This is a genomic window from Rhodanobacter glycinis (assembly GCF_900114325.1).
GTDB classification, from domain to species: domain Bacteria; phylum Pseudomonadota; class Gammaproteobacteria; order Xanthomonadales; family Rhodanobacteraceae; genus Rhodanobacter_A; species Rhodanobacter_A glycinis.
The window spans coordinates 141693-166486 of the sequence record NZ_FOSR01000001.1; the positions used below are offsets into that span (position 1 = coordinate 141693).

Below are 24794 nucleotides of genomic sequence, written 5' to 3' on the forward strand. Positions count from 1 at the left end.
GAGTGCCCCCTCACCCCAACCCTCTCCCCGGAGGGGAGAGGGAGAACACCAAGCGTTGAGCAACCGCGGCACGCGATGACTTCCTCTCCCCGCCGGGGAGAGGGGAAACAGCGGTGGTCAGCTGCCCTTGAATGCGGCCTTGCGCTTTTCCAGAAAGGCGCTGGTGCCCTCGTGCATGTCATCGGTGGAGAACATCAGCGCGAAGCCCTGGGTTTCGAATTCCAGGCCCTGGTCGAGCGCAGCTTCGCCTCCCTGCAACACCGCATCGAGAATGCCGGCAGCGGCCAGTGGTGCGGCGGCGGCCAGCTGATCGGCCAGGGCGGCCACGCTCTCGTCCAATGCCTCAGGCGCCACCACACGGTTGACGATGCCCAGCTCGTACGCGCGTTGTGCGCCGATCGGCGCGCCGGTGAGGCACAGTTCCAGCGCAGCGCTGCGGCCGGCCAGGCGCAACAGGCGCTGGGTGCCGCCGAACCCGGGGATCAGGCCGAGGTTGATTTCGGGCTGGCCGAACCTGGCCTTCTCGCTGGCGACGCGCAGATGGCAGGCCATCGCCAGTTCCATGCCGCCACCCAGCGCGAAGCCCTGGATGCGTGCGATCACCGGCTTGCCCAGTCGCTCGATCGAGCTCATCAGACGCTGACCTGCGCGCGAGAAGCCTTGCGCCTGCACCGGCGTGTAACCATTCATCTCGGCAATGTCGGCGCCGGCCACGAAGGCCTTCTCGCCGGCGCCCGTCAGCACCACGGCGCGCACGGCGTCGTCCTGCGCGGCTTGGGCGAAGGCGATGGTCAGCTCGTTGAGCGTGTCGCGGTTCAGCGCATTGAGCTTGTCGGGGCGGTTCACGGTGATGGTGCGCACCGCGCCACGGTTGGAGATTTCCAGGTTGCGATAAGCCATGATGGGGATTCCGGCAGGGCAAAGCCGGCATGGTAGCAGCGGGAACCTTTGCCGTTGTCGGGTTTCTCAGTTCCGTGCGCCGGATCGGTCGGTAGCTGCTGCATGTCGCAGTGGAACCACCTAGGATGTTGCGCTGTAGGTCCGTCCGCTGGAGATATGGAATGACACGACTGCGTTGGCTCGCCTTCGGCCTGCTTTTCGTCGCGGGAGCGACGCTGGCGCAGCAGCGCATGATGGCGCCCGGCACACCGGCGGTGAAGCTGGACAAGCACAAGCTTTCCTATGCCATCGGCTACCAGATCGGCAGCCAGTTCGCGGATGGCCAGCCAGCAGTGGACCTGGCCACTTTGCAGCAGGCAATCCGTGATGCCTTCGCCAAGCGCCCGCCATCGGTATCGATGCAGGACATGCGCCAGCAGCTGCGCGAGCTCGATCACCAGATGCATGCGCAGGCCGTGTCCGAGTTCCGGCATCTGGCGGAAGCGAACCTGCGCAAGAGCCAGGCGTACATGGCGAGCAATGCCAAGCAGCCCGGCGTGGTGCAGTTGCCCTCGGGCATCCAGTATTCGGTGATCAAGAAGGGCAGTGGCACGATCACCCCGACCGTCACCAGCACGGTGACGGTGAACTATCGCGGCATGCTCACCGACGGCACCGAATTCGACAGTACCTGGGCGCGTGGCCAGCCGGTCAGCTTCGCCGTCAACAACGTGATCCGCGGTTGGCAGGACGTGATTCCGCGCATGCACGTGGGCGATCGCTGGAAGGTGGTGATCCCGCCGCAGCTGGCCTACGGCAAGCATGGCGCATTGCCGCGGATCGGGCCGAACGAGGCGCTGGTGTTCGAGATCGAGCTGCTCGACATCAAGTCCGGGCCCAACCATCCCTGATCGCGTGACGCCGGGTCATCGGGACGGAGCCCGGCCGGTGGTAACATGGCCGGGCATGTCGAACGACCCTGCCGTACCTCCTCCCGTCCTCACGCCCTGTGTCGGCATCTGCCGGCTGGATGCGCGTGGCTATTGCGTCGGGTGCCGCCGCACCGGTGAGGAAATCGGCCACTGGCGCGAGATGAGCGAGACCGAGCGGCGTTACTGGATGGACGTGGTGCTGCCGGCAAGGCCGCCGGCATGATCGACGAGCTTCTGCAGTCGCTGATCCCGCTGTCTTCGCCGCCGTCGGGGCCGGGCTGGAACCATGCATCGATGGTCGAGTTGCTGGGCGATGTGCCATTGCGGCCGGCATCCGTGCTGATCGGCCTGCGCGAAGGCGTGCAGCCGCGAATCATCCTCACCGTGCGCACCAGCCACCTCACCGCACATGCCGGACAGGTGGCGTTCCCGGGCGGCAGTCGCGATGCCGCCGATGGCGACGCAGTAGTCACCGCGCTGCGCGAAAGCGAGGAGGAAATCGGCCTCGATCGCACGCTGGCGTCGCCGCAGGGTTACCTCGACTGTTTCGAAACCATCAGCGGCTTTTGCATCACCCCGGTGGTGGCGTGCATCGACGCCAGCGCGCGCTTGCGCCCGTCGCCGGACGAGGTGGACGAAGTGTTCGAGGTGCCGCTGTCGTTCTTTCTCGAACCGGCCAACCTGCGTCGCTACGTGATGGAGTACCGTGGCCGCCAGCGCGAGATGGTGGAATTCGTGCATGGTGGTCACCGCATCTGGGGCGCCACCGCCGCCATCTTGCTGAACATGCTGGAGAGGATGAAACGCGCATGAAAACCACGCTGATTTCCGTCGCCGAACTCGCCGCGTTGCCGCCGTCGGATGTGCTTGTCGTCGATTGTCGCCACGTGATGGCCGATACGACTCAAGCCGAGCGCGACTATCGCGCCGGGCACATTCCCGGTGCCGTGTTCGCCGATCTCGACCGTGATCTGTCCGACCTTTCGCGGCGGTCCGAAGGCTTGGGCCGGCATCCCTTGCCGTCCGAATCGGCCTTTACCGATCTGCTGGGTCGCTGGGGCTGGCTCCCCGGCCTGCAGGTGGTGGCTTACGACGCCGCCAACGGCGCCATGGCCGCGTCGCGCCTGTGGTGGTTGCTGCGCCTTGCCGGCGAGCATGCGGTCGCGGTGCTCGACGGTGGCCTGGCTGCCTGGCAGTCCGCCGGCTTGCCGATGGAAGCAGGAGCCACCGAACGCACGCCGACGCAGGTGGTGGTCCACTTCGATCCGGACCAGGTGATCCTCGACCACGACGCGGTGGTCGGGCAGTCGCAGCAAGTGGTGCTGGATGCGCGCGCCGCGCCGCGTTATCGCGGCGACGTGGAGCCGCTCGATCGCGTCGGCGGGCATATTCCCGGCGCGCTGAACCGCCCGTTCGCCGACAACCTGGATGCCGACGGCCGCTTCAGGCCCGCCGCCGAATTGAAGAACGAATTCCTCGCGTTGATCGGCACGCATGCGCCAGAGCAAGTCGTGCACTCGTGCGGCTCCGGCGTCACCGCCTGCCACAATCTGCTGGCGATGGAATACGCCGGTCTGAATGGCTCGAAGCTCTACGCGCCGTCGTGGAGCGGCTGGGTCAGCGATCCGTCGCGGCCCGTGGCCAAGGGCTGAAAGGGCGCACCCGGGCACGCAACTGCAGGAGCGACTGAAGTCGCTCCTGCAGCACCCTTGGCAGCACTTCTGTCGCCGGGGAGCGATCAACCCTTGTTCTTGAGCCGGGCCACCAGCGCCTGCAGCACGATTTGTGTCTGCGGGTGGTAGAAGCCGTCGACGAAGTCGTCGATGGCCAGGGCGTCGACGTCGGACCACATGTCGATCAGGTCGGCGCGGGCAATGCGGCGGGTCGCCAGCATCGAATGGGCCGGACGAGTCAGCAGATCGTCCAGCCAGACGCGGGCGCGGGTCACCACCTGGTCGATGGCGGTGGTTTCGTCGACGAAGCCGCAGGCCAGGGCTTCGGCCGAATCGATCATTGCACCGGCGACCAGCAGGCGTTCGGCACGATAGGCGCCGACCACGCGCCGCAACGCGAACTGGATGGCATCGGGTACGGTCAGGCCGACCTGCACCTCGTTGAGGCCGATCTTGTACGGGCCGTCGGCCATCACGCGGTAGTCGCAGAACAGCGACAACACGGCGCCGCCGGCGGGGCTGTGGCCGGTGATCGCGGCGACCACCGGTACCGGCGACTGGGCCAGCGAGCTGCAGGTGCCGAAGAACTCGCGCCAGAATTCGCGCACGCCGTTGCGGTCGGCCTGCAACAGTGCCGGCACATCCACGCCGGCGGAGAACATGCCTTGCGCACCGGACAGCACGATGCCGCGCGCGCCTTCGCTGACGACGGTGTCGAGGCTGCTGCGCAAGGTGCGCAGCAGTTCCAGGTTGAGCGCGTTGACCGGCGGCCGTGCAAGACGGATTTCGGTGATGGCGTCATGGCGGATGATGTCGAGCATGGAGTGGCTCCGGGTCAGGATTGCGGCTGGACGTCGGCGGTCCAGTGGTAATGCACGGCGTAGTCGAGCACGGCCTTGCCGTTGGCAGGCACGTTCACGCGGAACTCCAGCGTGTCGGTGGTCTGCTTGCTCGGCTTGCTGCTGGATGAGGTCAGCGTCCATTCGCGCCAGCGGTTCGGGTGCTCGCGCACGGTGACGGTGCGTGCGTTGTCGCCGGCGTTGGTCAAGGTGATGCGGTACGCCTCGTCCATCGTGCGGCCGGCCTTGTCCACGTGGAAGGCGGTGCGTTCGCGGTTCGCACGCAGGTCGAACGCGGTGCCCAGGGTGATCGCGGCAGCGCTGCCCTTGGGCGTGTCGTCGATGCGGCCTTCGCCGATGAATTGCGGCACGCCGTGGCGGTCAGCCGTGAGCACGCGCAGGTAGCCGGCCGGCAGGCTGTCGAAAGCCTTGAGCTTCAGTGTGTCGACGACGGTGTTGCTGCTGCCGGTGTTGTAATCGCGACCGAGCATCGGGTGCGACGGCGTCCAGGTACCGCCGTTCTCGTACAGCGCGGTGTGTTCGCAATCCAGCGTGCGCGGTGTGTACAGCGGCACCTGGCTGACGCTGCCGTCGGGCAGGTCCACGGTGCCGGGCAAGGTGTAGCTGCGGTAGTCGGCCAGTTGCGCCTGTTCGGGCATTGCCGGCGCGGCGGCGGCAAAGGACACCTTGGCCCGCATCATCATCGGGCGTGGCGCCGAATCCTTGGCGAAATTCGGCTCACCGGCGATCAAGGTGAGCTTCACGTCGCGCCAGTCGCGGCCACTGCGGTTGGCGATGCTGGCGCGCGATTCGAACTGCATGCGGCAGCTGCCACCCGGTTGCAGCGTGGCCACGTAGGCAGCGCGCCAGCCCAGGCCGGAGGTGGGATAGCTGAGCATCGCCTGCGTGTTGCCGGCATGCGCGGCGTCCACGCGCAGGTCGAGGCTGGAGCCGGTGGGGAAGTGGCTGTTGGCGCGCACCGCCGCGTATTGGCGCACCAGGGTGGTGCCGGATGCGCTGTGCACCAGCAGGCCGTCGCCGGCGCGCAGCAAGGTGCCCTGGGCCAGGGTTTCGCCATTGCTGCCGAGCACGGTGATGTTTTGCCCGACCAGCCCGGTCATCGCCGCATCCGCGCCTTGTGCAAGCAACAGGCGTTGCGAGATGACTTTCGCACTGCCATCGGGGAAGCCCAGCGCCAGGGCCTCGGCGTCGATGTGGTCGGGCAGGTCGCCCAGCACCACGTCGTGGGTGCCGGACTGCAACGTCAGCGTGCGCTGCTCGCGGATCACGGCGTAACCGTCGTCAGCTCCACCGTTGCTGCTGCTGGCGTACAGCGCGGCGTTGTCGCTGCGGTAGAGCGTCATGCTGGCGTGGTCGGCGGCGTGCGCCAGCGGCACGCCGCCCAGCACGGTGGCACAGGCGAGGGCAAGGATGGTTCGATGCGGTGTCGTCATGAGGCGCTCCTTCGTGGGGAAGGGCCATCATAACGGGCGCGTTCGAATCATGGCCCGGGTTGCGCCGGCGCGCGCTGCCGATGCGCCAAAGCGTGACCGGCTTCAGCCATGCGGGCTTGCGCACTTGCGGCTGTCGGCGTCTCCGGCTGGCGTGAAGCTGTTGCCGGACGGCCGTTTTTCGAGTCGTGGTGAAGCCACGCCCAAGCGAATTGTTGCGATGCAACTTTCCACGATCTAAATTTGCGGGAAGCATAGTGGGCGCGGAGGGCTCGCGCGCCGGAAGGGGCGGCGTGTGCGAACCATCTCCCGACCCCGGGGAGGGGCTATGCGGGAATCGATGTACGTAGCAGGCATGCCACGCTCATGCGCCGTGTCCGTGCGACACGGTGAGGTGCTGCAGGCGACTTCGGCCGATGGGCGACGCGGCAACAGGGGGAACGGGCGCGCGCCGCCAGTAACACGTTGATGGTTTGAGCAGGGGAGCCCGGCACGCCGGGTCTGCGCGGAGCAATGCATGACGTCGGATTGGATCGATTCAATTGGCGAGTCATCGTTCGGCGTGGCCTGGGTACCGGAAACATCGCAGCGCAGGCTTTTCTATGGGAGAGGGCAGTCATGGGCAATAAAGGTTTCCACCGCAGCGTGCTCGCCAGTTCGCTGGCACTGGCATTGATGGCACCACAGGCATTTGCACAATCGGCCATGGCTGGCAGCAACCCGCCATCTGCACCGCAGGCGTCATCCAGCGCCACGCCGTCCGGCCAGCCCGACAAGGACAAGGCGGTCCAGATGAAAGCGGTCACGGTGACCGGTTCGATGATTCCACGCGTGGAAATCGAAGGACCGGCTCCCGTGGTCACCATCACCGGCGCGCAGATCAAGCAGCAGGGCTTCACCACGCTGTGGGAATTCCTGGATTCGCTGCCGCAGATGGGGCAGACGCAGGACCCGGCCAGTTGGGGTTCGACCTCGGTCAATGCGCGCTCGGTGAACCTGCGCAACCTGGGCCCCGGGTTCAGCCTGCTGATGATCGACGGCCATCGCGTGGTGGACTACCCGCAGCCGATGAATTCGCAGAGCAACTTTCAGAACTACAACAACCTGCCCACCGGCATGATCGACCGGGTGGAGATCCTTGCTTCCGGTGCCTCGTCGATCTACGGCTCGGACGCGGTGGCGGGCGTGGTCAACGTGATCCTGAAGAAGAACTACCAGGGTGACCACCTGCAGGTGACCGGTGGCGGGGCGACCCGCGGCGGACGCACCTATGGCGACGTCAATTTCTTCGGTGGCCGCTCCGGCGACAACTGGCATGTCGTCTACAACCTGGAGAAGTCCAACCGCACTGCGTTGTGGGGCATGGATCGTCCGTATCAGGACTCGGTGGCCGATGCCGGTTATGGCGCCTGGGGCCCGGCGGCCCGCATGTTCGGCTACCAGTACGACGCGGCTGGTTCCATCGCGCTCTCGGCGATGAACGGCAACGGCCACTATCTCACGCCGCCGGCGGGTACCTGTGGAAAATTCAGCAATTCCCAGTTGAGCCAGTCGCACACCGTCAGCACGAACGGCACCCAGATCACCGGCGTGACCAACAATGGTTACTACTGCTCGCAGCCCGCGCTGTTCCAGAACTGGGTGTTGACGCCAGGCAGCCGCAGCAACAACGGTTACGTGGCTGGCGAGTACGACTTCAGCAATGGCCTGCAGCTCTACGGCTCGGCGGCCTTGTACGACACGGTGGGCATTTCCAATACCCAATTGTGGGGCGAGGGTACGGGCGCGTTCTATGACAAGACGACGGGGCAGGTCATCAGCCAGGCCGTGCGCCAGTTCACCGCGCAGGAACTGGGCACATCCGGCAATACCCACGACCGCGAGCAGAACTGGAACATCACGGGCGGACTGCGCGGCACCGTCTTCGACGGCAAGTTCAACTGGGACCTCAGCCTGAATACCCAGAAATACATCGTGCGCGAGGACTACACGGCCTTCAACCAGACGGCTGCGAACAATTTCTTCCTCGGCAAGCAGCTGGGTACCACCACGGTTTCGGGCTACAGCGCCATCAACAACGGGGGCTCCGCCACCCTTCCCGTTTACGCCATGAACTGGCAGCAATGGTGGAATCCGATCACGCCGCAGCAGTACAGCCAGTTCTCCGTCAACGGCGAGAACACCGCCTCGTCATGGCTGGACCAGGTGCAACTGCGCGTCAACGGCGACCTGTTCCGCATTCCATGGGCGGACGACTCGGTGGGCTGGGCGGCCGTGCTGGAATTTGCACACAACGGTTTCCTGCTTTCGCCCGATCCGCGCGGCAATGATTCGGCGACATTCGTCAATCCGTTCTATGCGAACAACACCGGTGGCGGCACCCGCCAGCGGGGTTCGTTCGGCACCGAGTTCCGCGTGCCAGTGCTGAGCTCGCTGACCTGGACCATTTCCGGCCGCCTCGACAAATATCGTGATGCCAGCAGCGCCGACGTGGCCCGCACCTGGGGCACCGGTATCGAATGGCGCCCGTACGCGGGCCTGTTGCTGCGCGGTACCTACGGCACCAACTTCAAGGCGCCGGACATGCAGGCGGTCTACCAGACCGGTTCCACCATTCCGGTAGGCATCTACGAGGATTACCTGAGCTGCATCAACGCCATCAAGGCCGGCAACACCAACAGCACCTGGTGCAACGGCAGTGCGCAGCGTCCCCAGTCGCAGTACTACACCCAGTACACCGACGGCAGCCGCTTGCTGCTGCCGCAGACCGGTCATTCCTGGACCTACGGTTTCGTGTGGCAGATTCCGGGCGTGCGTGGCCTGTCGATGTCGGCCGACTACTGGCACATGGGCGTGGACAACACCATCGAGTACCTGGGCTACGACACCATCCTGAGCGACGAGGCGGGCTGCCTCACCGGGGTGCAGCCGGTTGGCTCGACCGGGCTGGCACCGTACATCCGGTATCCGCAGGGTTCGCAGTACTGCAAGATGGTGGAGGCGATGGTCCAGCGCAATGCGGATGGCACCATCGCCTCGGTGCATTCCGGCCCGATCAACGTGGCTTCCACCTATGTAAGCGGCATCGATGCATCGCTGGACTTCAAGCGGCATACCGACGATTACGGTGACTTCCGCGCCAGCATCAATTACACCGACAACCTTTCCTACAAGAACCGCACGGTGGCCAGCGATCCGCTGCTCAATACGCGCTATGACCGTGTCGCGAGCAAGGTCACGTGGATCGGCGACTGGACCCGCGGCAACTGGAACGTGGCGATTTCCGGCCAGCGCGTCGGCACCTTGCGTTCGCCCGGCTACGGTGGTTGCGAGGTACTGGACAACGGCACCTTCCCGAACACGGGCGATGCCGATTGCGTGGTCTACAAAGGCCATGTGCCGGTGTGGATCACCTGGAATACCGCGATCGGCTGGCAGTTCAGCCCGGACATCAAGGCGACCTTCACCGTGTCCAACATCTTCAACAAGGTGGCGTCGATTCCGTACTACGCCGGCGGCTTCGAGTTCGTCACGACAGGGCAGACTGCCGGCGAATACAACGGTCGCGAAATCTTCCTTTCCTTTGACTACAAGCTCGACTGATCCCTCTCAGGTCGAGCTTGGCCCCCGCCCCGGCTTCGGCCGGGGCCTTTTCCCTTCACGCTGCTGATGGACAGGCAAATCATGCCGAAACGACTTGCGGTTCTCCTGCTGCTTGGCTTGGCCATGGCGGCCTGCGCGCTCGATGCACAGGCGCAATTCAACATCATTCCGCAGCCGCAGAAGATCACCGCGGGTACCGGCAGTTTCACCCTCGACCGGCACGTGACGATTGCCGCGCCCACGGACAAGCGGGCGCGGCAGATTGCCGATTTCCTGCGCGGCGCAGTTCGTGCGCAGACCGGCATCGACCTCACCGCAAGCAAGGAAGGCGGGCAACATGGGCGCATCGAATTGCGCATCGATCCGGCCATCCACGGTGACGAGGCATATCACCTCGACGTGACGCCCTCACGCATCACCATCACGGCCTCCAGTGATCGTGGCCTGTTCTGGGGCGTGCAGACCTTGCGCCAATTGCTGCCGCAGCAGCGCGCCGCAAGCTTGAAGATTCCGGCCGTACGTATTGAAGACGCACCGACCTATGCTTATCGCGGCGTGATGCTCGATGTCGGCCGGCATTTCTATCCGGTGAGCTTTATCGAGAAGCAGCTCGACGCGCTGAGCTACTACAAGATCAACACCTTCCACTGGCATCTCACCGATGACCAGGGCTGGCGCATCCAGATCAAGCGTTATCCGAAGCTCACCAGCGTCGGCGCATGGCGCACCGAGGCGGATGGCTCGCGCTATGGCGGATTCTACACGCAGGCGCAGATTCGCCAGGTAGCGGCGTATGCCAGTGCGCGCAATATCACGGTGATCCCGGAGATCGAGATGCCGGGCCACAGCACCGCGGCCATCGCGGCTTATCCCCAGCTGTCGTGCGACAAGAAGCAGGTAACCGTGCCGGCGACCTGGGGCGTGTTCAAGGACATCGATTGCGTGGGCGATCCCGGCACCTTCACCTTCCTTGAGAACGTGCTGGATGAGGTGATGCCGCTGTTCCCGTCGAGCTGGGTGCATATCGGCGGCGACGAAGTGCCGAAGGATGACTGGAAGGATTGCGCTTCCTGCATGGCGCTGATGCATGCGAAGGGGATGAAGAACGCAGAGGAGCTGCAGAGCTACTTCATCAAGCACATCCAGCGTTACCTGGTCGGCAAAGGCAAGACCATGATCGGCTGGGACGAAATCCTCGAAGGTGGCGCGAACAAGAACGCGATCATCGAGATCTGGCGCGGTGACAGCGAGACGGCCAAGGCGCTGCTGAACGGCAATCGCGTGATCATCGCCGGGCCGTTCTATCTGGATTCGCCGATGGACAAGTTGACCACGAAGGGCGTTTACCAAACCGATATCACCGGCTCGGCGGCAACGCTGTATTCGAAGGCCGAGCAGGGGGCGGCACAGGTTATCGCGGCGCACCGCTCGCAGATCCTGGGTGCCGAAGCACCGTTGTGGAGCGAGCGGGCGAATCCGCTCAACGCCGAGTCGAAGCTGTATCCACGTGTGCTGGCGCTGGCCGAAAACCTGTGGAGTGGCGACACGCATTCCGACGCCGCCTGGGCGAACTTCCAGCAGCGCTTGCAGGCGCAATACCACTGGCTCGATGCGCAACGGATCACGTACGGGCCGCAGGACAAGCCGGTGGTGACCTATTCGATCACGGCGGATACGCAGGGCGATGGCTGGCACCTGCACGCACAGCGCGGTTTCGATGACGTGCACAACCACTACACCCTGGACGGCTCGATGCCGACCGTGAAATCCCCTGCCTTCGACGACAGCGTGGCCATCCGCAAGCCCGGCACGCTACGGGTCACGCCGTTCCGGCATGGCATGGCGTATGACGAAGCCACCAGCTTCACGCTCGAAGATAATCTTGCGCGCGGCCGCACAGTGAGCCTCGCGCAAGCCGTATCGTCCAGTTATGCGCCTGCCACCGTGCTGGTGGATGGCGTGGTCGGCAGCACCAATTTCCACGACGGCCGTTGGGCCGCCTGGGAAGACCACGACGTCGATGCGACGATCGATCTGGGCCGCTCGGTGAGCATCCATTCGCTCAGCGCGGATTCCCTGCAAGACGTGGGTTCGCGCATCCTGCCGCCGCAGCGCGTGACGTTTTCCGTGTCATCCGATGGCCAGCACTGGACCCCGCTTTACGTCGACACACCGAAAACCGACCTGTTCGACGATGGGCAACATCGCTGGCTGATCCGTTACCAGCCGACGAAGGCCGTCACCGCACGTTACCTGCGCGTCGTGGCCAACCGGCACACCGATCTGCCTGCTGATTTCCCCGGTGGCAACAAGAACACCTGGTTGTTTGTCGATGAAATTCGGGTGCAGTAAGCCGAAATGCTTCCCGGCGCAGAGGGCGCCCTCTGCCGCCAGGGATCTTGTGCCGGGCATAAAATGACGCGGGCCATTTGTGCCGGATCACCTCATGTCTGCATCCACCACTATCGCGCCCGCACACTTCCCGGAGGGCGCCGACGTCGTCCGGCGCCTCTTCGAGGAATATATCGACAGTCTCGGCATCGACCTTTCCTTCCAGGACGTGGCGGCGGAATTGGCGGGTCTGCCCGGCAAGTATGCGTCGCCCCATGGGGTGGTGCTGCTTGCACGGGATGACGCGGGGATGCCCCTGGGCTGCGTGGCGTTGCGGCCGTGGACGCAACCGGGCACGGGAGAGATCAAGCGGCTGTACGTGCGTCCGGCGGCACGCGGGCAGGCGCTGGGCCGCCGTCTGGCCGAGGCCGTCATCGACGGTGCCCGGCGCGCCGGTTACACGCGCCTGGTGCTCGATACGCTGGCGTCGATGCGGCCCGCGCTGCGGGTTTACGACGCGCTGGGCTTCCAGCGCGTACCGGCGTATTACGCCAATCCGTTGCCGGACACGGTGTACCTGGCGCTGGATCTTTCGCCCGCGCGGGCGTGATTCACGGGCGGCTGGTCAGCCGACCGCGCCGCGAATCGCCTCGGGCAGTGGCACCGGCTTGCCGCTGGTGGGGTCCATCCACACCATCACCACGTTGCCGTCGCAGTAGCAGCGGCTGGCGTCGGCAGCGTCGACGATGCGGTGGGTAATGGTCATGGAGGTGTTGCCCACGCGCTCGCAGAACAGTTCCACGTGCAGTTGCGCGGGCCATTCGATCGGACGGCGATAGTTGAGCTGGGTAGCCGCCATCACCGGCATGGCGTGATCGCCGAACCACGGGCCGGGCACATGGCTGAGCCACTGCAGGCGCGCCTCTTCCAGATAGGTGAGGTAGTTGGAATTGTTGACGTGGTTGAACGCATCGAGATCGCGCCAGCGCACGTCCAGCACGGCAGTGAACAGCGGCGCGGGCGACGGTTCCGGTGTGGCTTCTGCAGCTGCGGTCGCCGCCGTCGGGGCGGGCGGCGTGGCCGCACTGTCGGCGACCTTGCGGCGTCGACGCACGGGCTTGGGAGAAGCGGGTTTGGGTGATTCGGGTGTATCGGTGGTGCTCATGTGCGTTTCTTTTTTCCGCGCATCGGCTTGTACTTGTCGGCCGAGGCGATGTGTTTGGTGGCGGCCTTGACCCGTTTGGCCGCGCCCGGCTTTTTCGGCTTGGCGGGCTTCAGGTGTGGCGCGAGGAAATGGCCGGTGTGCGAGCCGGGCGTGGCAGCCACGGTCTCCGGCGTGCCGGTGACCAGGATGCGGCCGCCGCCGGCGCCGCCTTCGGGGCCGAGGTCGACGATCCAGTCAGCGGTCTTGATCACGTCGAGGTTGTGTTCGATCACCACCACGGTATTGCCCTGGTCGACCAGCTGGTGCAGCACGTCGAGCAGTTGCTCGATGTCGTGGAAGTGCAGGCCGGTGGTGGGCTCGTCGAGGATGTACAGGGTGCGGCCGGTGTCGCGCTTGGAGAGTTCCTTGGACAGCTTCACCCGCTGCGCTTCGCCGCCGGACAGCGTGGTCGCGCTCTGGCCCAGCTTGATGTAATCGAGGCCGACGGCGCGCAGCGTGTCGAGCTTGCGCGCGATGGTCGGCACGTTCTCGAACAGCTTCAGCGCGTCCTCCACCGTCATGTCGAGCACATCGGCAATCGTGTGGCCCTTGTACAGGATCTCCAGCGTCTCGCGGTTGTAGCGCTTGCCGTGGCAGGCGTCGCAGGGCACGTAGACGTCGGGCAGGAAGTGCATCTCCACCTTGATCATGCCGTCGCCCTCGCACGCCTCGCAGCGACCACCGCGCACATTGAAGCTGAAGCGACCCGGCGTGTAGCCACGCGCGCGCGCTTCCGGCACCTGCGAGAACATGTCGCGCAACGGGGTGAACAGGCCGGTATAGGTGGCCGGGTTGGAGCGCGGCGTGCGGCCGATCGGCGACTGGTCGATGTCGACCACCTTGTCGAGCAGTTCCAGCCCAGCGATGGACTTGAATGGCGCCGGTTGCGCGCTGGCGCCGTTGAGTTCGGCCGCGGCCAGACGCAGCAAGGTGTCGTTGACCAAGGTCGATTTGCCCGAGCCGGACACGCCGGTGATGCAGGTGAACAGGCCGACCGGAACGGCCAGGTCAACGCTCTTCAGGTTGTTGCCGCTGGCGCCTTTCAGGTGCAGCCACGACTCGTCGTCGATCGGCTGGCGGCGTTCCTTCGGCACCTCGATCGCGCGTTCGCCGGAGAGGAACTGGCCGGTGACCGAGCGCGGCGAATCGAGCATGTCCTGCACGCTGCCTTGTGCCACCACTTCGCCGCCGTGCACGCCGGCGCCGGGGCCGATGTCGAGCACGTGGTCGGCCATGCGGATCGCGTCTTCGTCGTGCTCGACCACGATCACCGTGTTGCCGAGATCGCGCAGGCGGACGAGCGTACCAAGCAGCCGTTCGTTGTCGCGCTGGTGCAGGCCGATCGAGGGTTCGTCCAGCACGTACATCACGCCGACCAGGCCGGCACCGATCTGGCTGGCCAGACGGATGCGCTGCGCTTCGCCGCCGGACAGCGAGTCGGCCTGGCGGTCGAGGGTGAGGTAGTTCAGGCCCACGTCGTTGAGGAAGGTCAGCCGTTCGCGGATCTCCTTGACGATCTTCACCGCGATCTCGCCGCGCCAGCCGGTGAGTGTCAGCTCGCCGAAAAACGCCAGGGCATCGTCGATGGAGCGATGGGTGATGGCGGGCAGCGCCTGGTCGGCGACGAACACGTTGCGGGCCGAGCGATTCAGCCGCTGGCCATCGCATTCGGGGCAGGGCGAGTCGCTGATGTATTTGGACAGTTCCTCGCGTACGGCGCCGGATTCGGTTTCCTTGTAGCGTCGCTCCAGGTTCGGCAGGATGCCTTCGAACGGATGTTCGCGGGTTACCCGGCCGCCGCGCTCGGTGAGGTAGCGGAAGGCGATCTTCTCCTTGCCGCTGCCGTGCAGCACCGCCTGCTGGGTGGCTTTGGGCAGCTCACGCCAGGGCGTGTCCACGTCGAAGCCGTAATGCGCCGCCAGCGAGTTCAGCATCTGGAAGTAGTGCGGATTGCGTCGGTCCCAGCCACGGATCGCGCCGCCGGACAGCGGCAACTCCGGGTGGCCGACGACGCGCGCGGCGTCGAATACCTGGGTCACGCCCAGGCCATCGCAGGTGGGGCAGGCACCCACTGGCGAGTTGAACGAGAACAGCCGCGGCTCCAGCTCTGGCAAGGAGTAGTCGCACACCGGACAGGAGTAGCGCGAGGAGAACAGTTGTTCCTTCGCTTCCTTGTCGGCGGCGCCTGCGCGTCCCGCGCCCGCGGTACTGGAGCTGCCATGTCCGGCGTCCATGTCGGCCAGGATCACCAGGCCGTCGCCGAGCCGCAGCGCGGTCTCGAACGACTCGGCCAGCCGCTGCTTGATGTCCTCGCGCGGGCGAAAGCGGTCGACCACCACTTCGATGGTGTGCTTGATGCGCAGGCCCAGCGGCGGCACGGCGTCCAGATCGACCACTTCGCCGTCGACGCGGGCGCGCACGAAACCCTGCGCGCGCATCTGCTCGAACACCTGTACATGTTCGCCCTTGCGTTCGCGCACCACCGGCGCCAGCAGCATGTAGCGTTTTTCCGGATCGAGCGCGAGCGTGGCGTCGACCATCTGGCTCACCGTCTGCGCTTCCAGCGGGGTGCCATGGTCGGGGCAGCGCGGGGTGCCGACGCGGGCGTACAGCAGGCGCAGGTAGTCGTACACCTCGGTGATCGTGCCCACGGTGGAGCGTGGGTTGTGCGAGGTGGATTTCTGCTCGATCGAGATCGCCGGCGAAAGACCTTCGATATGGTCGACGTCAGGCTTCTCCATCATCGACAGAAACTGCCGCGCATAGGCCGACAGCGACTCGACGTAGCGGCGCTGGCCTTCGGCGTAGATGGTGTCGAACGCCAGCGACGACTTGCCCGAGCCGGACAGGCCGGTGATAACGATCAGCTTGTCGCGAGGCAGGTCGAGATCGATGTTCTTGAGATTGTGCGTGCGTGCACCGCGGATGCGGATGGTGTCCATGCGGAGGGGGTCGCAAGGGGAAAAACGAACTATACCAAACCGGTCGGATCAGATATTGAGACTGGCCCTGCAGCAGGTATGCCGCGCCGCAGGAGGGCTGCGGCGACATGCTGGCGCTTTGTGTGTGCCTCCAGCCCGTTCTTCGGGGCGCAGATGCGGCCAATCGAGTCCGGGGCTCAGTGCCCGCCCGCCGACGCCCCGGCCTTGGCCATGAACGGTGGCTTGGCCAGCCAGATCACCACGATCAGGCCAAGGAAGATCCAGCCCAGCGAGTGGAACAGTTCGTTGAAGGCGATCTGGTAGCTCTGCTGGGTGATCATGCCGTTCACCACGGCGGCGCCGGCCTGTGCATTGCCGTGGCCGTATTCACCCAGCGCCGTGCGTACGCTGGTGCTGTAGGGCGTGATGTGCTCGCTCAGCTGCGCATGGTGGAGCACGGCGCGGCGGTCCCACAGCAAGGTGGTGATGGAGGCGGCGAAGCTGCCGCCCAGCGTGCGCAGGAAGGTGGCCAGGCCCGAGCCGGAGGCGATCTCGTTCTGCTCCAGATCGGACAGCAGGATCACCGTCACCGGCATGAAGAACAGCGCCACGCCCAGCCCCATCAGCAATTGCACGGCGGCGACGTGGTAGAAGTCGATGCCGATGAAGAAGCTGGCGCGGATGAAGCAGGTGGCGCCCATCACCACGAAGGCGGCGCTGGTGAGCAGGCGCAGGTCGAAACGCATCGCGTACTTGCCCACGATGAAGGTCAGCATCACCGGGATGATGCCCAGTGGCGCGGCGGCGAAACCGGCCCAGGTGGCGGTGTAGCCCAGGTTGCGCTGCAGCCATTGCGGCAGCAGCAGGTTGATCGCGAAGAACGCCGCATACGACAACACCAGTGCCAGCGTGCCGAACTTGAAGTTGTGGTGGCGGAACAGCTTCAGGTCGACGATGGGGTCCTTGTCGGTCAGTTCCCAGATCAGGAACACGATCAGGCCGAGCGCGGCGATGATGCTGGTGATGACGATGAAGCCGGAGTCGAACCAGTCGGCGTCGTTGCCCTTGTCCAGCACGATCTGCAGCGCGCCCACGCCGACGATCAGCGCGATCAGGCCCACGTAGTCCACCTTCGGGCGCGTGGTGGTCTCCACCCGGCCTTTCATCTGGCTGGCCGCCACCATGCTGGCGAAAATGCCTACCGGCACGTTGATGAAGAAGATCCACGGCCACGAGTAGTTGTCGGTGATCCAGCCACCCAGGATCGGCCCGGCGATCGGCGCCACCACGGCCACCATCGACAGCAGTGCCAATGCCATGCCGCGCTTGTGGTTCGGATAGATGCCGATCATCAGGCTTTGCGTGATCGGGTACATCGGCCCGGCCACGGCGCCCTGGATGGCACGGAACAGGATCAGCGTGCCCATGCTGCGCGACAGGCCACACAGCAGCGACGAGGCCACGAACAGCAAGGTGGTCCAGATGAACAGCCGGGTCTCGCCGAAGCGCCGGCTGAGGAAGCCGGTCAGCGGCAGCGAAATGGCCATGCTCACCGCAAACGAGGTGATCACCCAGGTGCTTTCGTTGGCGCTGACGCCCAGGTTGCCCGCGATGGCCGGCAGCGACACGTTGGCGATGGTGGAATCCAGCGCCTGCATGAAGATGGCCAGTGACAATCCGATCGTCGCCAGCGCCAGGTTGGGCGGTTGATAGTGGGTGCTCATGCGGGCATGACGGCTTGCGGGTTTCCGGGCGTGGCGATGCGGCAAGCCGCGGCGTCCGGCGAAACCGGGCGTTGCGATTTGAACGGCGTGAAGATGACAGGCGAGGCAGGGATGCCCGCGTCACCGGCAAATTATGATTGTCTAGTACATTATTGGCAATGCAAGTACATGCGCCAGCGGTTGGCAGCAGGCCCGCCGGGTCGGAAATCGCCGCCGCATGATGAATAATGCGGGCACTGCGGTCGCATCCGCGGCTGCCGCAACGGGAGATGCAAACATGGCGATGCGCAAATGGGCGATGGGGATCGGCGCCGGGCTGCTGCTGGCAGTGGGGACCGGCCAGGCCGTGGCCGCGACGACGAAACCCAGTGCCGAACAGGTGCGTCAGCTGATGCAGGTGTTCAGCGTGGGCAAGATGTTCAGCCAGATGAACACGCAGATGGCCGGTGTCATGGGCCAGCAGCTGCCGTGCGTGCCGGCCGGCTATTGGCAGGATTTCGTCGATGCCAATGGCGTCAAGCAGCTTACCGAGCGGATGATTCCGATCTACCAGAAGCATTTCACCGCCGAGGAAGTGGCCGGCCTGCTCAAGTTCTACCGTTCGCCGCTGGGCCAGAAGGTCATCGCGGAAATGCCGGCGACCATGGCCGAAGGCATGCAGATCGGTCGCCAGTGGGGCCAGCAGCGCGCCCAGGCGATGCTTGGCGAGCTGCAGAAGGAAGGCAAGGTGGATGCCCAGGGGCGCTGTCCGGCCAGCCCCTCGGCGAAGGCTTCGCCGTTGAAAGGCAAGTAAGCGACGGCGCGGGATTGGGCCCGCTCCTTTCCTGTTCGCGAGGAAGGGGCGTGGCAGGCCGTTTTGCGCCTGCTCATGAATTGACCACCACGGATGGCTGTCGCTATAATCCCCAGTTCACCACGGCCGGTTCGGCCTTGGCGAACCCCAAGAGAATAACGACAGAAGGGCCATTCCCATGAGTTACGCAGTCATCAAGACCGGCGGCAAGCAGTATCGCGTGCAACAGGGCGACGTCCTGCGCGTGGAACTGCTGAACGCCGAAGAAGGCGCCGTGGTCAGCTTCGACCAGGTGCTGCTGGTTGGCGAAGGCGAGTCGATCACCGTCGGTGCGCCGATCGTGGACGGCGCCACCGTGTCCGCCACCGTGCGCAAGCACGGCCGTGCCGACAAGGTGCGCATCATCAAGTTCCGCCGCCGCAAGCACCACAAGAAGCAGCAGGGCCACCGCCAGCATTTCACCGAAGTCGAGATCACGGGCATCAACGCCTGAGCAACTGGAGCATTTGAGTCATGGCACATAAAAAAGGCGTAGGTTCCAGCCGCAACGGTCGCGATTCGAACCCGAAGTATCTCGGCGTGAAGATCTATGGCGGCCAGGCGGTTGAAGCCGGCAACATCATCGTGCGTCAGCGCGGTACCAAGTTCCATCCCGGCGCCGGTGTGGGCCTGGGGCGCGACCATACCCTGTTCGCGCTGGTCGACGGTACCGTCGAGTTCAAGACCCGCGGCGAGAACAATCGCAAGTTCGTCGACGTCGTCAAGGCTTGACGCGTCGCGAAGTTGCCGCAAAAGCCCCGCTTCGGCGGGGCTTTTGCTTTATGCACGCAGCCGTCATTCCGGCGACAACCGCTTCCGGCCTTCGCTGGAATGACGGTTGGGCGATCATGGCAAGATAGTGCTCGCCGAATGTTGTCCGTTCCCTTTTTGGCACCCAATTCATGAAATTCGTCGACGAAGCAATCATCCACGTCCAGGCGGGCAATGGCGGCAATGGCTGCATCAGCTTCCGTCGCGAGAAATTCATCCCCTTCGGTGGCCCCGATGGCGGTGACGGTGGCAGTGGCGGCTCGGTCTGGCTGGTGGCCGACGAAGGCCTCAACACGCTGATCGATTTCCGCCACCAGCGCAGCTTCAAGGCGCCGCGCGGCCAGAACGGCATGGGCAGCGACATGTACGGCAAGGGCGGCGAGGACACCACGATCCGCGTGCCGATCGGCACCGTCATCACCAATGTCGATACCGACGAGGTGATCGGCGATCTCACCGAGCACGGCCAGCGCCTGCTGGTGGCGCAGGGCGGCAAGGGCGGCCTGGGCAACATCCATTTCAAGAGTTCGGTGAACCGGGCGCCGCGCAAGGCCACGCCGGGCACGCCGGGCGACGTGCGCGAGCTGAAGCTGGAACTGAAACTGCTCGCCGACGTGGGCTTGCTGGGTTTTCCGAATGCCGGCAAGTCCACCTTCATTCGTGCGGTTTCGGCGGCCACGCCGCGGGTGGCGGATTACCCGTTCACCACGCTGCACCCGAACCTGGGCGTGGTCAGCCTGGGCACCGACCAGAGCTTCGTGATCGCCGATATCCCCGGTTTGATCGAAGGTGCCGCGGACGGCGCCGGATTGGGCATCCAGTTCCTGCGCCACGTCTCGCGCACGCGACTGTTGCTGCACATGGTGGACATTGCGCCGATCGATGGCAGTGATCCGGTCGAGCAGGTGCGGGCGATCGAGCAGGAGCTTTCGCGCTTCGATCCCGAGTTGCTGGAGCGGACGCGCTGGCTGGTGCTGAACAAGGCCGACGTGCTGCCGGAAGACGAACGCCAGGCCGCGGCCGAGGCCATCGTGGAGCAGCTCGGCTGGACCCAGCCGTGGTTCCTGGTGTCGGCAATTGCTCGTGACAACACGCTGGCGGTATGCCAGCAAGTGCAGCGCTTCTTCGAGGCGCAGCGCGAAGACGCGGCAGGACGCGTCGACATGCTGCCCGATGACGTGCGCTTGCGCGGAGACAGTCCGGCGGAATGAAAAAACGCGCCCTTTTCGAGGGCGCGTTTTTTATGTCGCAAGGGTCGGCGCAGGTGGGGAACTCACGCTCACGCCGCATAATCGCCCGAATCCCCCTCCGCAGGAGCCCGCTCGCGGGCGATGCCGTTGGCTGAAATTTGGGAGAGCATCGCCCGCGAGCGGGCTCCTGCACCCGATGGCTGCGGGTCTTTCGCAGTCTCTCAGCGTTCGGCCACCAGGCCCTTGGTCTGCAGGTCCTGCACGAACTGCGTGGTCATGTCGAGAATGACGCGGTGGAACGCATCTCCCGGCGTGGTCGCCTTGACCCCCACCGGTACCTGCACATTGCTGCCGATGGCGGTGAGGATGTCCTGCTTGTAGCTGGCCTGGTACGGTTCGCCGGCGCTGTTGGCATACGACGCGGTGTAGGTGTAGTTGTCCGGAATCACGGTGCCCGAGCTGCCGAGCGTCAGGCCGGCGTGGAAGCCCTTCTTGTGCGCGGCCTGCAGGTCGACCGTATCGTTCACGGTCACCGTGATGCTGGCGGCGGTAGCCGGATCCTGCGAAGGCGTGAACACGCCGCTGCTGCGCAATGCGCTTTCCACCTGGGCCTGCAGCGAGGGGGTGCCGGCAGGGGAGGCCTTGCCGTTCACCTGGAACTGGGTGTTGACCTTCACCGGAATCGGCTGGCTCAGGCTGCGCAGTGCCGTCGTGCTGGCCATGGGGCTGGCGGGGCCCACGTAAGACTGGGTCGAAATGCAGGCGCTGAGCGAGGCGGCGCCGGCGCACGCCAATGCGAGTTTCAGAATCGTATTCATGGTTATCCCCTTGGGCATGCTGAAGACAGCGGTTTGCGCAATCGGCAAGCCGAGGATACTAGCGTGGCCGTACAAGTGGCAGTGCGCCGGAAGCTTGCGTTTGTGCGGTGCGTGCGTGCGCGCGTCACAAAATGGCCGGAGGAGGCATCAGCCGGGTGTGCCGGGTTGTTCCGGGCACACGAAAAAGCCGGCGCAGGCGCCGGCTTTCCGTGGAACACGAAAAGCGGAGCGGCTTACGCCAGCTCGTGGATCTTCGCGTTCAGGCGGCTCTTGTGGCGAGCGGCCTTGTTCTTGTGGATCAGGCCGCGGGCGGCGTAACGATCCATCACCGGCTGGGCGGCGGCGAAGGCTTCAACGGCGGCAGCCTTGTCCTTGGCCTCGATGGCCTTGACGACCTTCTTGAGGGCGGTACGGACCATGGAGCGGGCGCTGACGTTGCGCAGGCGGCGCTGCTCGGACTGGCGCGCACGCTTCTTCGCGGACTTGATGTTGGCCAAGGTAGAACTCCGGAAAGGCTTGAGTGTTGGAAAAAAGACGCACAATTATGCGCGCACAGGGCTGTCGGGTCAACCACTTGGCAGTGCCAAGGGTGGCATCGGCGGGATGGCGTGATCGCGATGCCGCCATTGTGACACGAGTTGGCCCGACCATTGGCCGGCGCTGGCTGGCACACTATGCGCTTGCCCGCCATTGAAGGTTCCCACAGCCGCATGAAGTCCCCCAGCATGCTTCGCGGGTTGCTGTCGTTCAGCAGCATGACCATGGTTTCACGCGTGCTCGGGCTGGCCCGGGACGTGGCAATGAGTCACGTGTTCGGTGCTTCGGCAGCCACCGATGCGTTCGTCATCGCCTTCCGCATTCCCAATTTCATGCGGCGGATGTTCGCCGAAGGCTCGTTCTCCACCGCCTTCGTGCCGGTATTCACCGAGGTGAAGGAAACCCGCAGTCACGCCGAGCTGAAGGAGCTGACCGCGCGCGTGGCGGGCACGCTGGGTGGGGTGTTGCTGCTGATTACCGCGCTGGGGCTGATCTTCGCCCCGCAGGTGGCGACGGTGTTCGCACCGGGTGATATTGCACAGCCACACAAGTTCGACCTGATCATCGGGTTGTTGCGGTTGACATTCCCTTATCTGTTGTTCGTGTCGCTGACGGCCTTGGCCGGCGGTGCGCTGAACAGTTTCCATCGCTTCGGCCTGCCGGCGATGACGCCGGTGATCCTCAACGTGTGCATGATCTTCGGCGCGTTGTGGCTGGCACCGCGGCTGCAGGTGCCGATCATGGCGCTGGGCTGGGCAGTGCTGGTGGCCGGCGTGTTGCAGCTGCTGTTCCTGCTGCCGGCGTTGCGCGGGCTCGACCTGTTGTCGCTGCCGCGCTGGGGCTGGCGCCACCCGCAAGTGCGCCGGATCATGAAACTCATGGTGCCGACGCTGTTCGGCGCTTCGGTGGGGCAGATCAACCTGCTGCTGGATACGGTGCTGATCACCTTGCTGGTCACCGGCTCGCAGACCTGGGTGTACCAGTCCACGCGCTTCCTCGAATTGCCGCTGGGCGTGTTTGGCGTGGCGCTGGGCACGGTGATCCTGCCGGCGCTGTCGCGCCATCATGTCGGTACCGATCGGGCGGGTTTCTCCAGGGCGCTGGACTGGGGCGTGCGCACCACGCTGCTGATCGCCGTGCCGGCGATGTTCGCGCTGCTGCTGCTGGCCGAGCCGCTGGTGAGCACGTTCTTCCAGAACGGCCAGTACACCGTGTTCGACACGCACATGACCACTCTGTCGACCATGGCGCTGAGTTGCGGCGTGCCGGCCTATGCCCTGGTGAAAGTGGTGTTGCCGGCGTTCTATTCGCGGCAGGACACGCGCACGCCGGTGCGTGCGGCGCTGGTGTCGCTGGTGACCAACATGCTGTTCAACGGGCTGCTGGTGGCGTTGCTGTTCGAGCTGTGGGCGACGCCGGCGCAGAAGCAGCTCGGCTGGTTGCAGGGCATCGCACAGGTGCCGGGCTTGCACGTGGGCCTGGCGATGGCCAGCGTGTTGTCCAACTACCTGCAGTTCGCGTTGCTGTGGCGCTGGTTGAAACGTGCCGGCGTGTATGACCACCAGCCCGGCTGGGCGCGGCACTGGCTGCGACTGGCGGTGTCGTGCGCGGCGATGATCGTGGTCCTGCTGGCTGGTCGCTGGCTGTGGCCGCACTGGACCGTGGTGCCGGTGTTCGTGCGGGTCTGGCATCTGGCCGTGCTGGTGACCGCAGGTGGGCTGGCTTACGTCGGCACGCTGTTCGCCTGCGGCTTCCGCTTGCGCGACTTGCGCGGGAATTGATGGCGGTTGTGGTCCAAGGAGCGTGGGCGGCAGAAATCTTCCGGGCTGCAAAAGCGTCTGCGTGGTCCATATTTCCGTCGCTTCTTGGCCCATAGAACCACTATGGGCCGGCGAATCGTCGAAAATCTGTCCTCACGCAGCCACTTTTTCGCCTCGAAAGTTTCTACCGCCCACGCTCCTAGCGCTGACGGCCTGGTAGCCATCATTCGGCGGCGACGCTTTTCACGCGGGCTGGGCCGTGTCGGGCATTACGCGTGGCGATGGTCCCGTTATACTCAGGCGATGATGAGACTCTCCCGGGATGTTGCGGGGCCGTGTCTGGCTCCCGGCGGCAGCGTCATGGCGGTCGGGGCCTTCGATGGCTTGCACCGCGGACACCAGGCCTTGCTGGCCGAGGTGCGCGAGCGCGCGGCTGTACTTGGCTGTGTGCCGGTGGTGGTGAGTTTCGAGCCGCTGCCGCGAGCGTTTTTCTCGAAAGAGCCGTTGCCGCGCCTGTCCAGCGTGCGCGAGAAGCTGCAAGGTTTTGCCGCGGCCGGCATGGAACACGCCCTGTTGCTGCGTTTCAACACCGCGCTCACGGCCATGTCGGCCGAGGATTTCGTGCGTCGCGTGCTGGTCGAACGGCTGGCCGCGCGGGAAGTCTGGGTCGGCGCCGATTTCCGCTTCGGCCACAAGCGTGCCGGCGATGTCGCGATGCTGGAGCGGATGGGCGCCGAGAGTGGCTTCAAGGCGTGCACCATGCCGTCGGTATTGCTGGATGACAGCCGCGTTTCGGCCAGTCGCGTGCGCATGCTGCTGGCCGCCGGCGAGTTTGCCGGCGCCGCGCACCTGCTCGGTCGCCCGTTCGTGATCGAGGGCAGGGTGGAATACGGCAACCAGCTGGGTCGCACGCTGGGCTTTCCCACCGCCAACATCCACTTGCGCCAACGGGTCAGTCCGGTGCAGGGCATCTTCGCGGTGCGCGTGGGCCTGGGCGAAAGCGAGTGCAGCTGGCCCGGCGTGGCCAGCCTCGGCGTGCGCCCCACGGTGAACGAGGTCAGCGAGCCGCTGCTGGAGACGCACCTGTTCGATTTCGACGGCGACCTGTATGGCCGGCGCATGGCGGTGGAGTTCGTGGCCAAACTGCGCGACGAGCAGAAATTCGACGGTCTGGATGCACTCACGGCGCAGATGGATCATGATGCGCGTTCGGCCCGGGAGATCCTGGGCATGAATCCGGTACTGGCCCGCGCATGAACCCCAGTCACATGTTCTATCCGCAATCCACCACACACCGCCACGAGAACGTGGTCGGCGCGAGCATTATTA

21 protein-coding genes are annotated in these 24794 nt (G+C 65.1%); 13 read left to right on the forward strand and 8 right to left on the reverse strand.

What is annotated here, in order from left to right; genetic code table 11:
* Positions 1-117: 117 nt before the first annotated feature.
* Entirely contained in the window at positions 118-900 is a 783-nt protein-coding gene (locus BMY90_RS00705) for an enoyl-CoA hydratase-related protein (protein WP_092700443.1), read from the reverse strand.
* A gap of 161 nt (positions 901-1061) precedes the next feature.
* Between BMY90_RS00705 and bamJ the strand changes: the two genes are divergently transcribed.
* Genes bamJ through BMY90_RS00720 form a run of 4 tightly spaced genes read left to right on the forward strand, consistent with a single transcriptional unit; the run spans position 1062 to position 3463 of the window.
* A complete protein-coding gene (bamJ, locus tag BMY90_RS00710; protein ID WP_092700446.1) occupies positions 1062-1790 on the forward strand; it encodes a BamJ family beta-barrel-assembly machinery protein in 729 nt (242 codons plus the stop codon).
* A gap of 55 nt (positions 1791-1845) precedes the next feature.
* Complete coding sequence (locus BMY90_RS17370; protein WP_245734774.1) at positions 1846-2034, forward strand: DUF1289 domain-containing protein; 189 nt, start codon at positions 1846-1848, stop codon at positions 2032-2034.
* Positions 2031-2624 (forward strand): NUDIX hydrolase, encoded by a 594-nt coding sequence (locus BMY90_RS00715; RefSeq protein ID WP_037100722.1) that lies wholly within the window; start codon positions 2031-2033, stop codon positions 2622-2624. Before BMY90_RS17370 ends, BMY90_RS00715 begins: the two co-directional genes overlap by 4 nt.
* Positions 2621-3463 carry a sulfurtransferase gene (locus BMY90_RS00720; RefSeq protein WP_092700448.1) on the forward strand — a complete coding sequence of 281 codons (843 nt, stop codon included), beginning with the start codon at positions 2621-2623 and terminating at the stop codon, positions 3461-3463. Before BMY90_RS00715 ends, BMY90_RS00720 begins: the two co-directional genes overlap by 4 nt.
* An 86-nt stretch (positions 3464-3549) precedes the next feature.
* Here BMY90_RS00720 and BMY90_RS00725 read toward each other — a convergent pair whose 3' ends face one another.
* A complete protein-coding gene (locus tag BMY90_RS00725) occupies positions 3550-4305 on the reverse strand; it encodes an enoyl-CoA hydratase/isomerase family protein (protein WP_092700451.1) in 756 nt (251 codons plus the stop codon).
* Between the two features lie 14 nt (positions 4306-4319).
* Positions 4320-5777 (reverse strand): DUF4139 domain-containing protein, encoded by a 1458-nt coding sequence (locus BMY90_RS00730; RefSeq protein WP_092700454.1) that lies wholly within the window; start codon positions 5775-5777, stop codon positions 4320-4322.
* Between the two features lie 615 nt (positions 5778-6392).
* Here BMY90_RS00730 and BMY90_RS00735 point away from each other — a divergent pair.
* The 3 genes from BMY90_RS00735 to BMY90_RS00745 all read left to right on the forward strand — a co-directional run bounded on the left by BMY90_RS00735 (position 6393) and on the right by BMY90_RS00745 (position 12318).
* A complete protein-coding gene (locus BMY90_RS00735; protein WP_092700457.1) occupies positions 6393-9377 on the forward strand; it encodes a TonB-dependent receptor domain-containing protein in 2985 nt (994 codons plus the stop codon).
* A gap of 81 nt (positions 9378-9458) precedes the next feature.
* Complete coding sequence (locus BMY90_RS00740) at positions 9459-11729, forward strand: glycoside hydrolase family 20 protein (RefSeq protein ID WP_175481465.1); 2271 nt, start codon at positions 9459-9461, stop codon at positions 11727-11729.
* Between the two features lie 94 nt (positions 11730-11823).
* On the forward strand, positions 11824-12318 hold the full coding sequence (locus BMY90_RS00745; RefSeq protein WP_092700462.1) for a GNAT family N-acetyltransferase: 495 nt from the start codon (positions 11824-11826) through the stop codon (positions 12316-12318).
* Positions 12319-12333: 15 nt separating this feature from the next.
* Here the strand turns inward: BMY90_RS00745 and BMY90_RS00750 are convergent, their stop codons facing one another.
* The 3 genes from BMY90_RS00750 to BMY90_RS00760 form a co-directional block, all read right to left on the reverse strand.
* On the reverse strand, positions 12334-12873 hold the full coding sequence (locus BMY90_RS00750) for an acyl-CoA thioesterase (protein WP_092700465.1): 540 nt from the start codon (positions 12871-12873) through the stop codon (positions 12334-12336).
* The gene (gene uvrA / locus BMY90_RS00755) at positions 12870-15854 is read right to left on the reverse strand and encodes an excinuclease ABC subunit UvrA (protein WP_092700468.1); all 2985 of its coding nucleotides are present in this window, start codon (positions 15852-15854) and stop codon (positions 12870-12872) included. Before uvrA ends, BMY90_RS00750 begins: the two co-directional genes overlap by 4 nt.
* Before the next feature lie 176 nt (positions 15855-16030).
* Positions 16031-17557, reverse strand: coding sequence for a DHA2 family efflux MFS transporter permease subunit (locus BMY90_RS00760; RefSeq protein WP_092700471.1), 1527 nt, complete (start codon positions 17555-17557; stop codon positions 16031-16033).
* Between the two features lie 277 nt (positions 17558-17834).
* Here BMY90_RS00760 and BMY90_RS00765 point away from each other — a divergent pair, with 277 nt between their 5' ends.
* From BMY90_RS00765 to cgtA, 4 genes are all read left to right on the forward strand, one after another.
* On the forward strand, positions 17835-18350 hold the full coding sequence (locus tag BMY90_RS00765; RefSeq protein WP_092700474.1) for a DUF2059 domain-containing protein: 516 nt from the start codon (positions 17835-17837) through the stop codon (positions 18348-18350).
* A 178-nt stretch (positions 18351-18528) separates the two neighbouring features.
* Positions 18529-18843, forward strand: coding sequence for a 50S ribosomal protein L21 (gene rplU / locus BMY90_RS00770; protein ID WP_008213295.1), 315 nt, complete (start codon positions 18529-18531; stop codon positions 18841-18843).
* 20 nt (positions 18844-18863) lie between these two features.
* Entirely contained in the window at positions 18864-19121 is a 258-nt protein-coding gene (rpmA, locus tag BMY90_RS00775; protein WP_008213296.1) for a 50S ribosomal protein L27, read from the forward strand.
* A gap of 170 nt (positions 19122-19291) precedes the next feature.
* Positions 19292-20371 carry an Obg family GTPase CgtA gene (cgtA, locus tag BMY90_RS00780; protein ID WP_092700476.1) on the forward strand — a complete coding sequence of 360 codons (1080 nt, stop codon included), beginning with the start codon at positions 19292-19294 and terminating at the stop codon, positions 20369-20371.
* Between the two features lie 200 nt (positions 20372-20571).
* Here the strand turns inward: cgtA and BMY90_RS00785 are convergent, their stop codons facing one another.
* Positions 20572-21168, reverse strand: coding sequence for a hypothetical protein (locus BMY90_RS00785; RefSeq protein ID WP_092700479.1), 597 nt, complete (start codon positions 21166-21168; stop codon positions 20572-20574).
* A 233-nt stretch (positions 21169-21401) separates the two neighbouring features.
* The gene (gene rpsT, locus BMY90_RS00790) at positions 21402-21665 is read right to left on the reverse strand and encodes a 30S ribosomal protein S20 (RefSeq protein ID WP_008213299.1); all 264 of its coding nucleotides are present in this window, start codon (positions 21663-21665) and stop codon (positions 21402-21404) included.
* Positions 21666-21878: 213 nt separating this feature from the next.
* Here rpsT and murJ point away from each other — a divergent pair, with 213 nt between their 5' ends.
* Both murJ and BMY90_RS00800 read left to right on the forward strand, forming a co-directional pair.
* Positions 21879-23486 carry a murein biosynthesis integral membrane protein MurJ gene (gene murJ, locus BMY90_RS00795; RefSeq protein WP_175481466.1) on the forward strand — a complete coding sequence of 536 codons (1608 nt, stop codon included), beginning with the start codon at positions 21879-21881 and terminating at the stop codon, positions 23484-23486.
* A 282-nt stretch (positions 23487-23768) separates the two neighbouring features.
* Positions 23769-24722, forward strand: coding sequence for a bifunctional riboflavin kinase/FAD synthetase (locus BMY90_RS00800; RefSeq protein WP_092700481.1), 954 nt, complete (start codon positions 23769-23771; stop codon positions 24720-24722).
* Positions 24723-24794: the final 72 nt, after the last annotated feature.

What these genes read in the sequence shown, in the direction of transcription:
- BMY90_RS00705 (WP_092700443.1), bottom strand. Translation starts at nt 900, where the DNA reads ATGGCTTATCGCAACCTGGAAATCTCCAACCGTGGCGCGGTGCGCACC.
- bamJ (WP_092700446.1), top strand. Translation starts at nt 1,062, where the DNA reads ATGACACGACTGCGTTGGCTCGCCTTCGGCCTGCTTTTCGTCGCGGGA.
- BMY90_RS17370 (WP_245734774.1), top strand. Translation starts at nt 1,846, where the DNA reads ATGTCGAACGACCCTGCCGTACCTCCTCCCGTCCTCACGCCCTGTGTC.
- BMY90_RS00715 (WP_037100722.1), top strand. Translation starts at nt 2,031, where the DNA reads ATGATCGACGAGCTTCTGCAGTCGCTGATCCCGCTGTCTTCGCCGCCG.
- BMY90_RS00720 (WP_092700448.1), top strand. Translation starts at nt 2,621, where the DNA reads ATGAAAACCACGCTGATTTCCGTCGCCGAACTCGCCGCGTTGCCGCCG.
- BMY90_RS00725 (WP_092700451.1), bottom strand. Translation starts at nt 4,305, where the DNA reads ATGCTCGACATCATCCGCCATGACGCCATCACCGAAATCCGTCTTGCA.
- BMY90_RS00730 (WP_092700454.1), bottom strand. Translation starts at nt 5,777, where the DNA reads ATGACGACACCGCATCGAACCATCCTTGCCCTCGCCTGTGCCACCGTG.
- BMY90_RS00735 (WP_092700457.1), top strand. Translation starts at nt 6,393, where the DNA reads ATGGGCAATAAAGGTTTCCACCGCAGCGTGCTCGCCAGTTCGCTGGCA.
- BMY90_RS00740 (WP_175481465.1), top strand. Translation starts at nt 9,459, where the DNA reads ATGCCGAAACGACTTGCGGTTCTCCTGCTGCTTGGCTTGGCCATGGCG.
- BMY90_RS00745 (WP_092700462.1), top strand. Translation starts at nt 11,824, where the DNA reads ATGTCTGCATCCACCACTATCGCGCCCGCACACTTCCCGGAGGGCGCC.
- BMY90_RS00750 (WP_092700465.1), bottom strand. Translation starts at nt 12,873, where the DNA reads ATGAGCACCACCGATACACCCGAATCACCCAAACCCGCTTCTCCCAAG.
- uvrA (WP_092700468.1), bottom strand. Translation starts at nt 15,854, where the DNA reads ATGGACACCATCCGCATCCGCGGTGCACGCACGCACAATCTCAAGAAC.
- BMY90_RS00760 (WP_092700471.1), bottom strand. Translation starts at nt 17,557, where the DNA reads ATGAGCACCCACTATCAACCGCCCAACCTGGCGCTGGCGACGATCGGA.
- BMY90_RS00765 (WP_092700474.1), top strand. Translation starts at nt 17,835, where the DNA reads ATGGCGATGCGCAAATGGGCGATGGGGATCGGCGCCGGGCTGCTGCTG.
- rplU (WP_008213295.1), top strand. Translation starts at nt 18,529, where the DNA reads ATGAGTTACGCAGTCATCAAGACCGGCGGCAAGCAGTATCGCGTGCAA.
- rpmA (WP_008213296.1), top strand. Translation starts at nt 18,864, where the DNA reads ATGGCACATAAAAAAGGCGTAGGTTCCAGCCGCAACGGTCGCGATTCG.
- cgtA (WP_092700476.1), top strand. Translation starts at nt 19,292, where the DNA reads ATGAAATTCGTCGACGAAGCAATCATCCACGTCCAGGCGGGCAATGGC.
- BMY90_RS00785 (WP_092700479.1), bottom strand. Translation starts at nt 21,168, where the DNA reads ATGAATACGATTCTGAAACTCGCATTGGCGTGCGCCGGCGCCGCCTCG.
- murJ (WP_175481466.1), top strand. Translation starts at nt 21,879, where the DNA reads ATGAAGTCCCCCAGCATGCTTCGCGGGTTGCTGTCGTTCAGCAGCATG.
- BMY90_RS00800 (WP_092700481.1), top strand. Translation starts at nt 23,769, where the DNA reads ATGATGAGACTCTCCCGGGATGTTGCGGGGCCGTGTCTGGCTCCCGGC.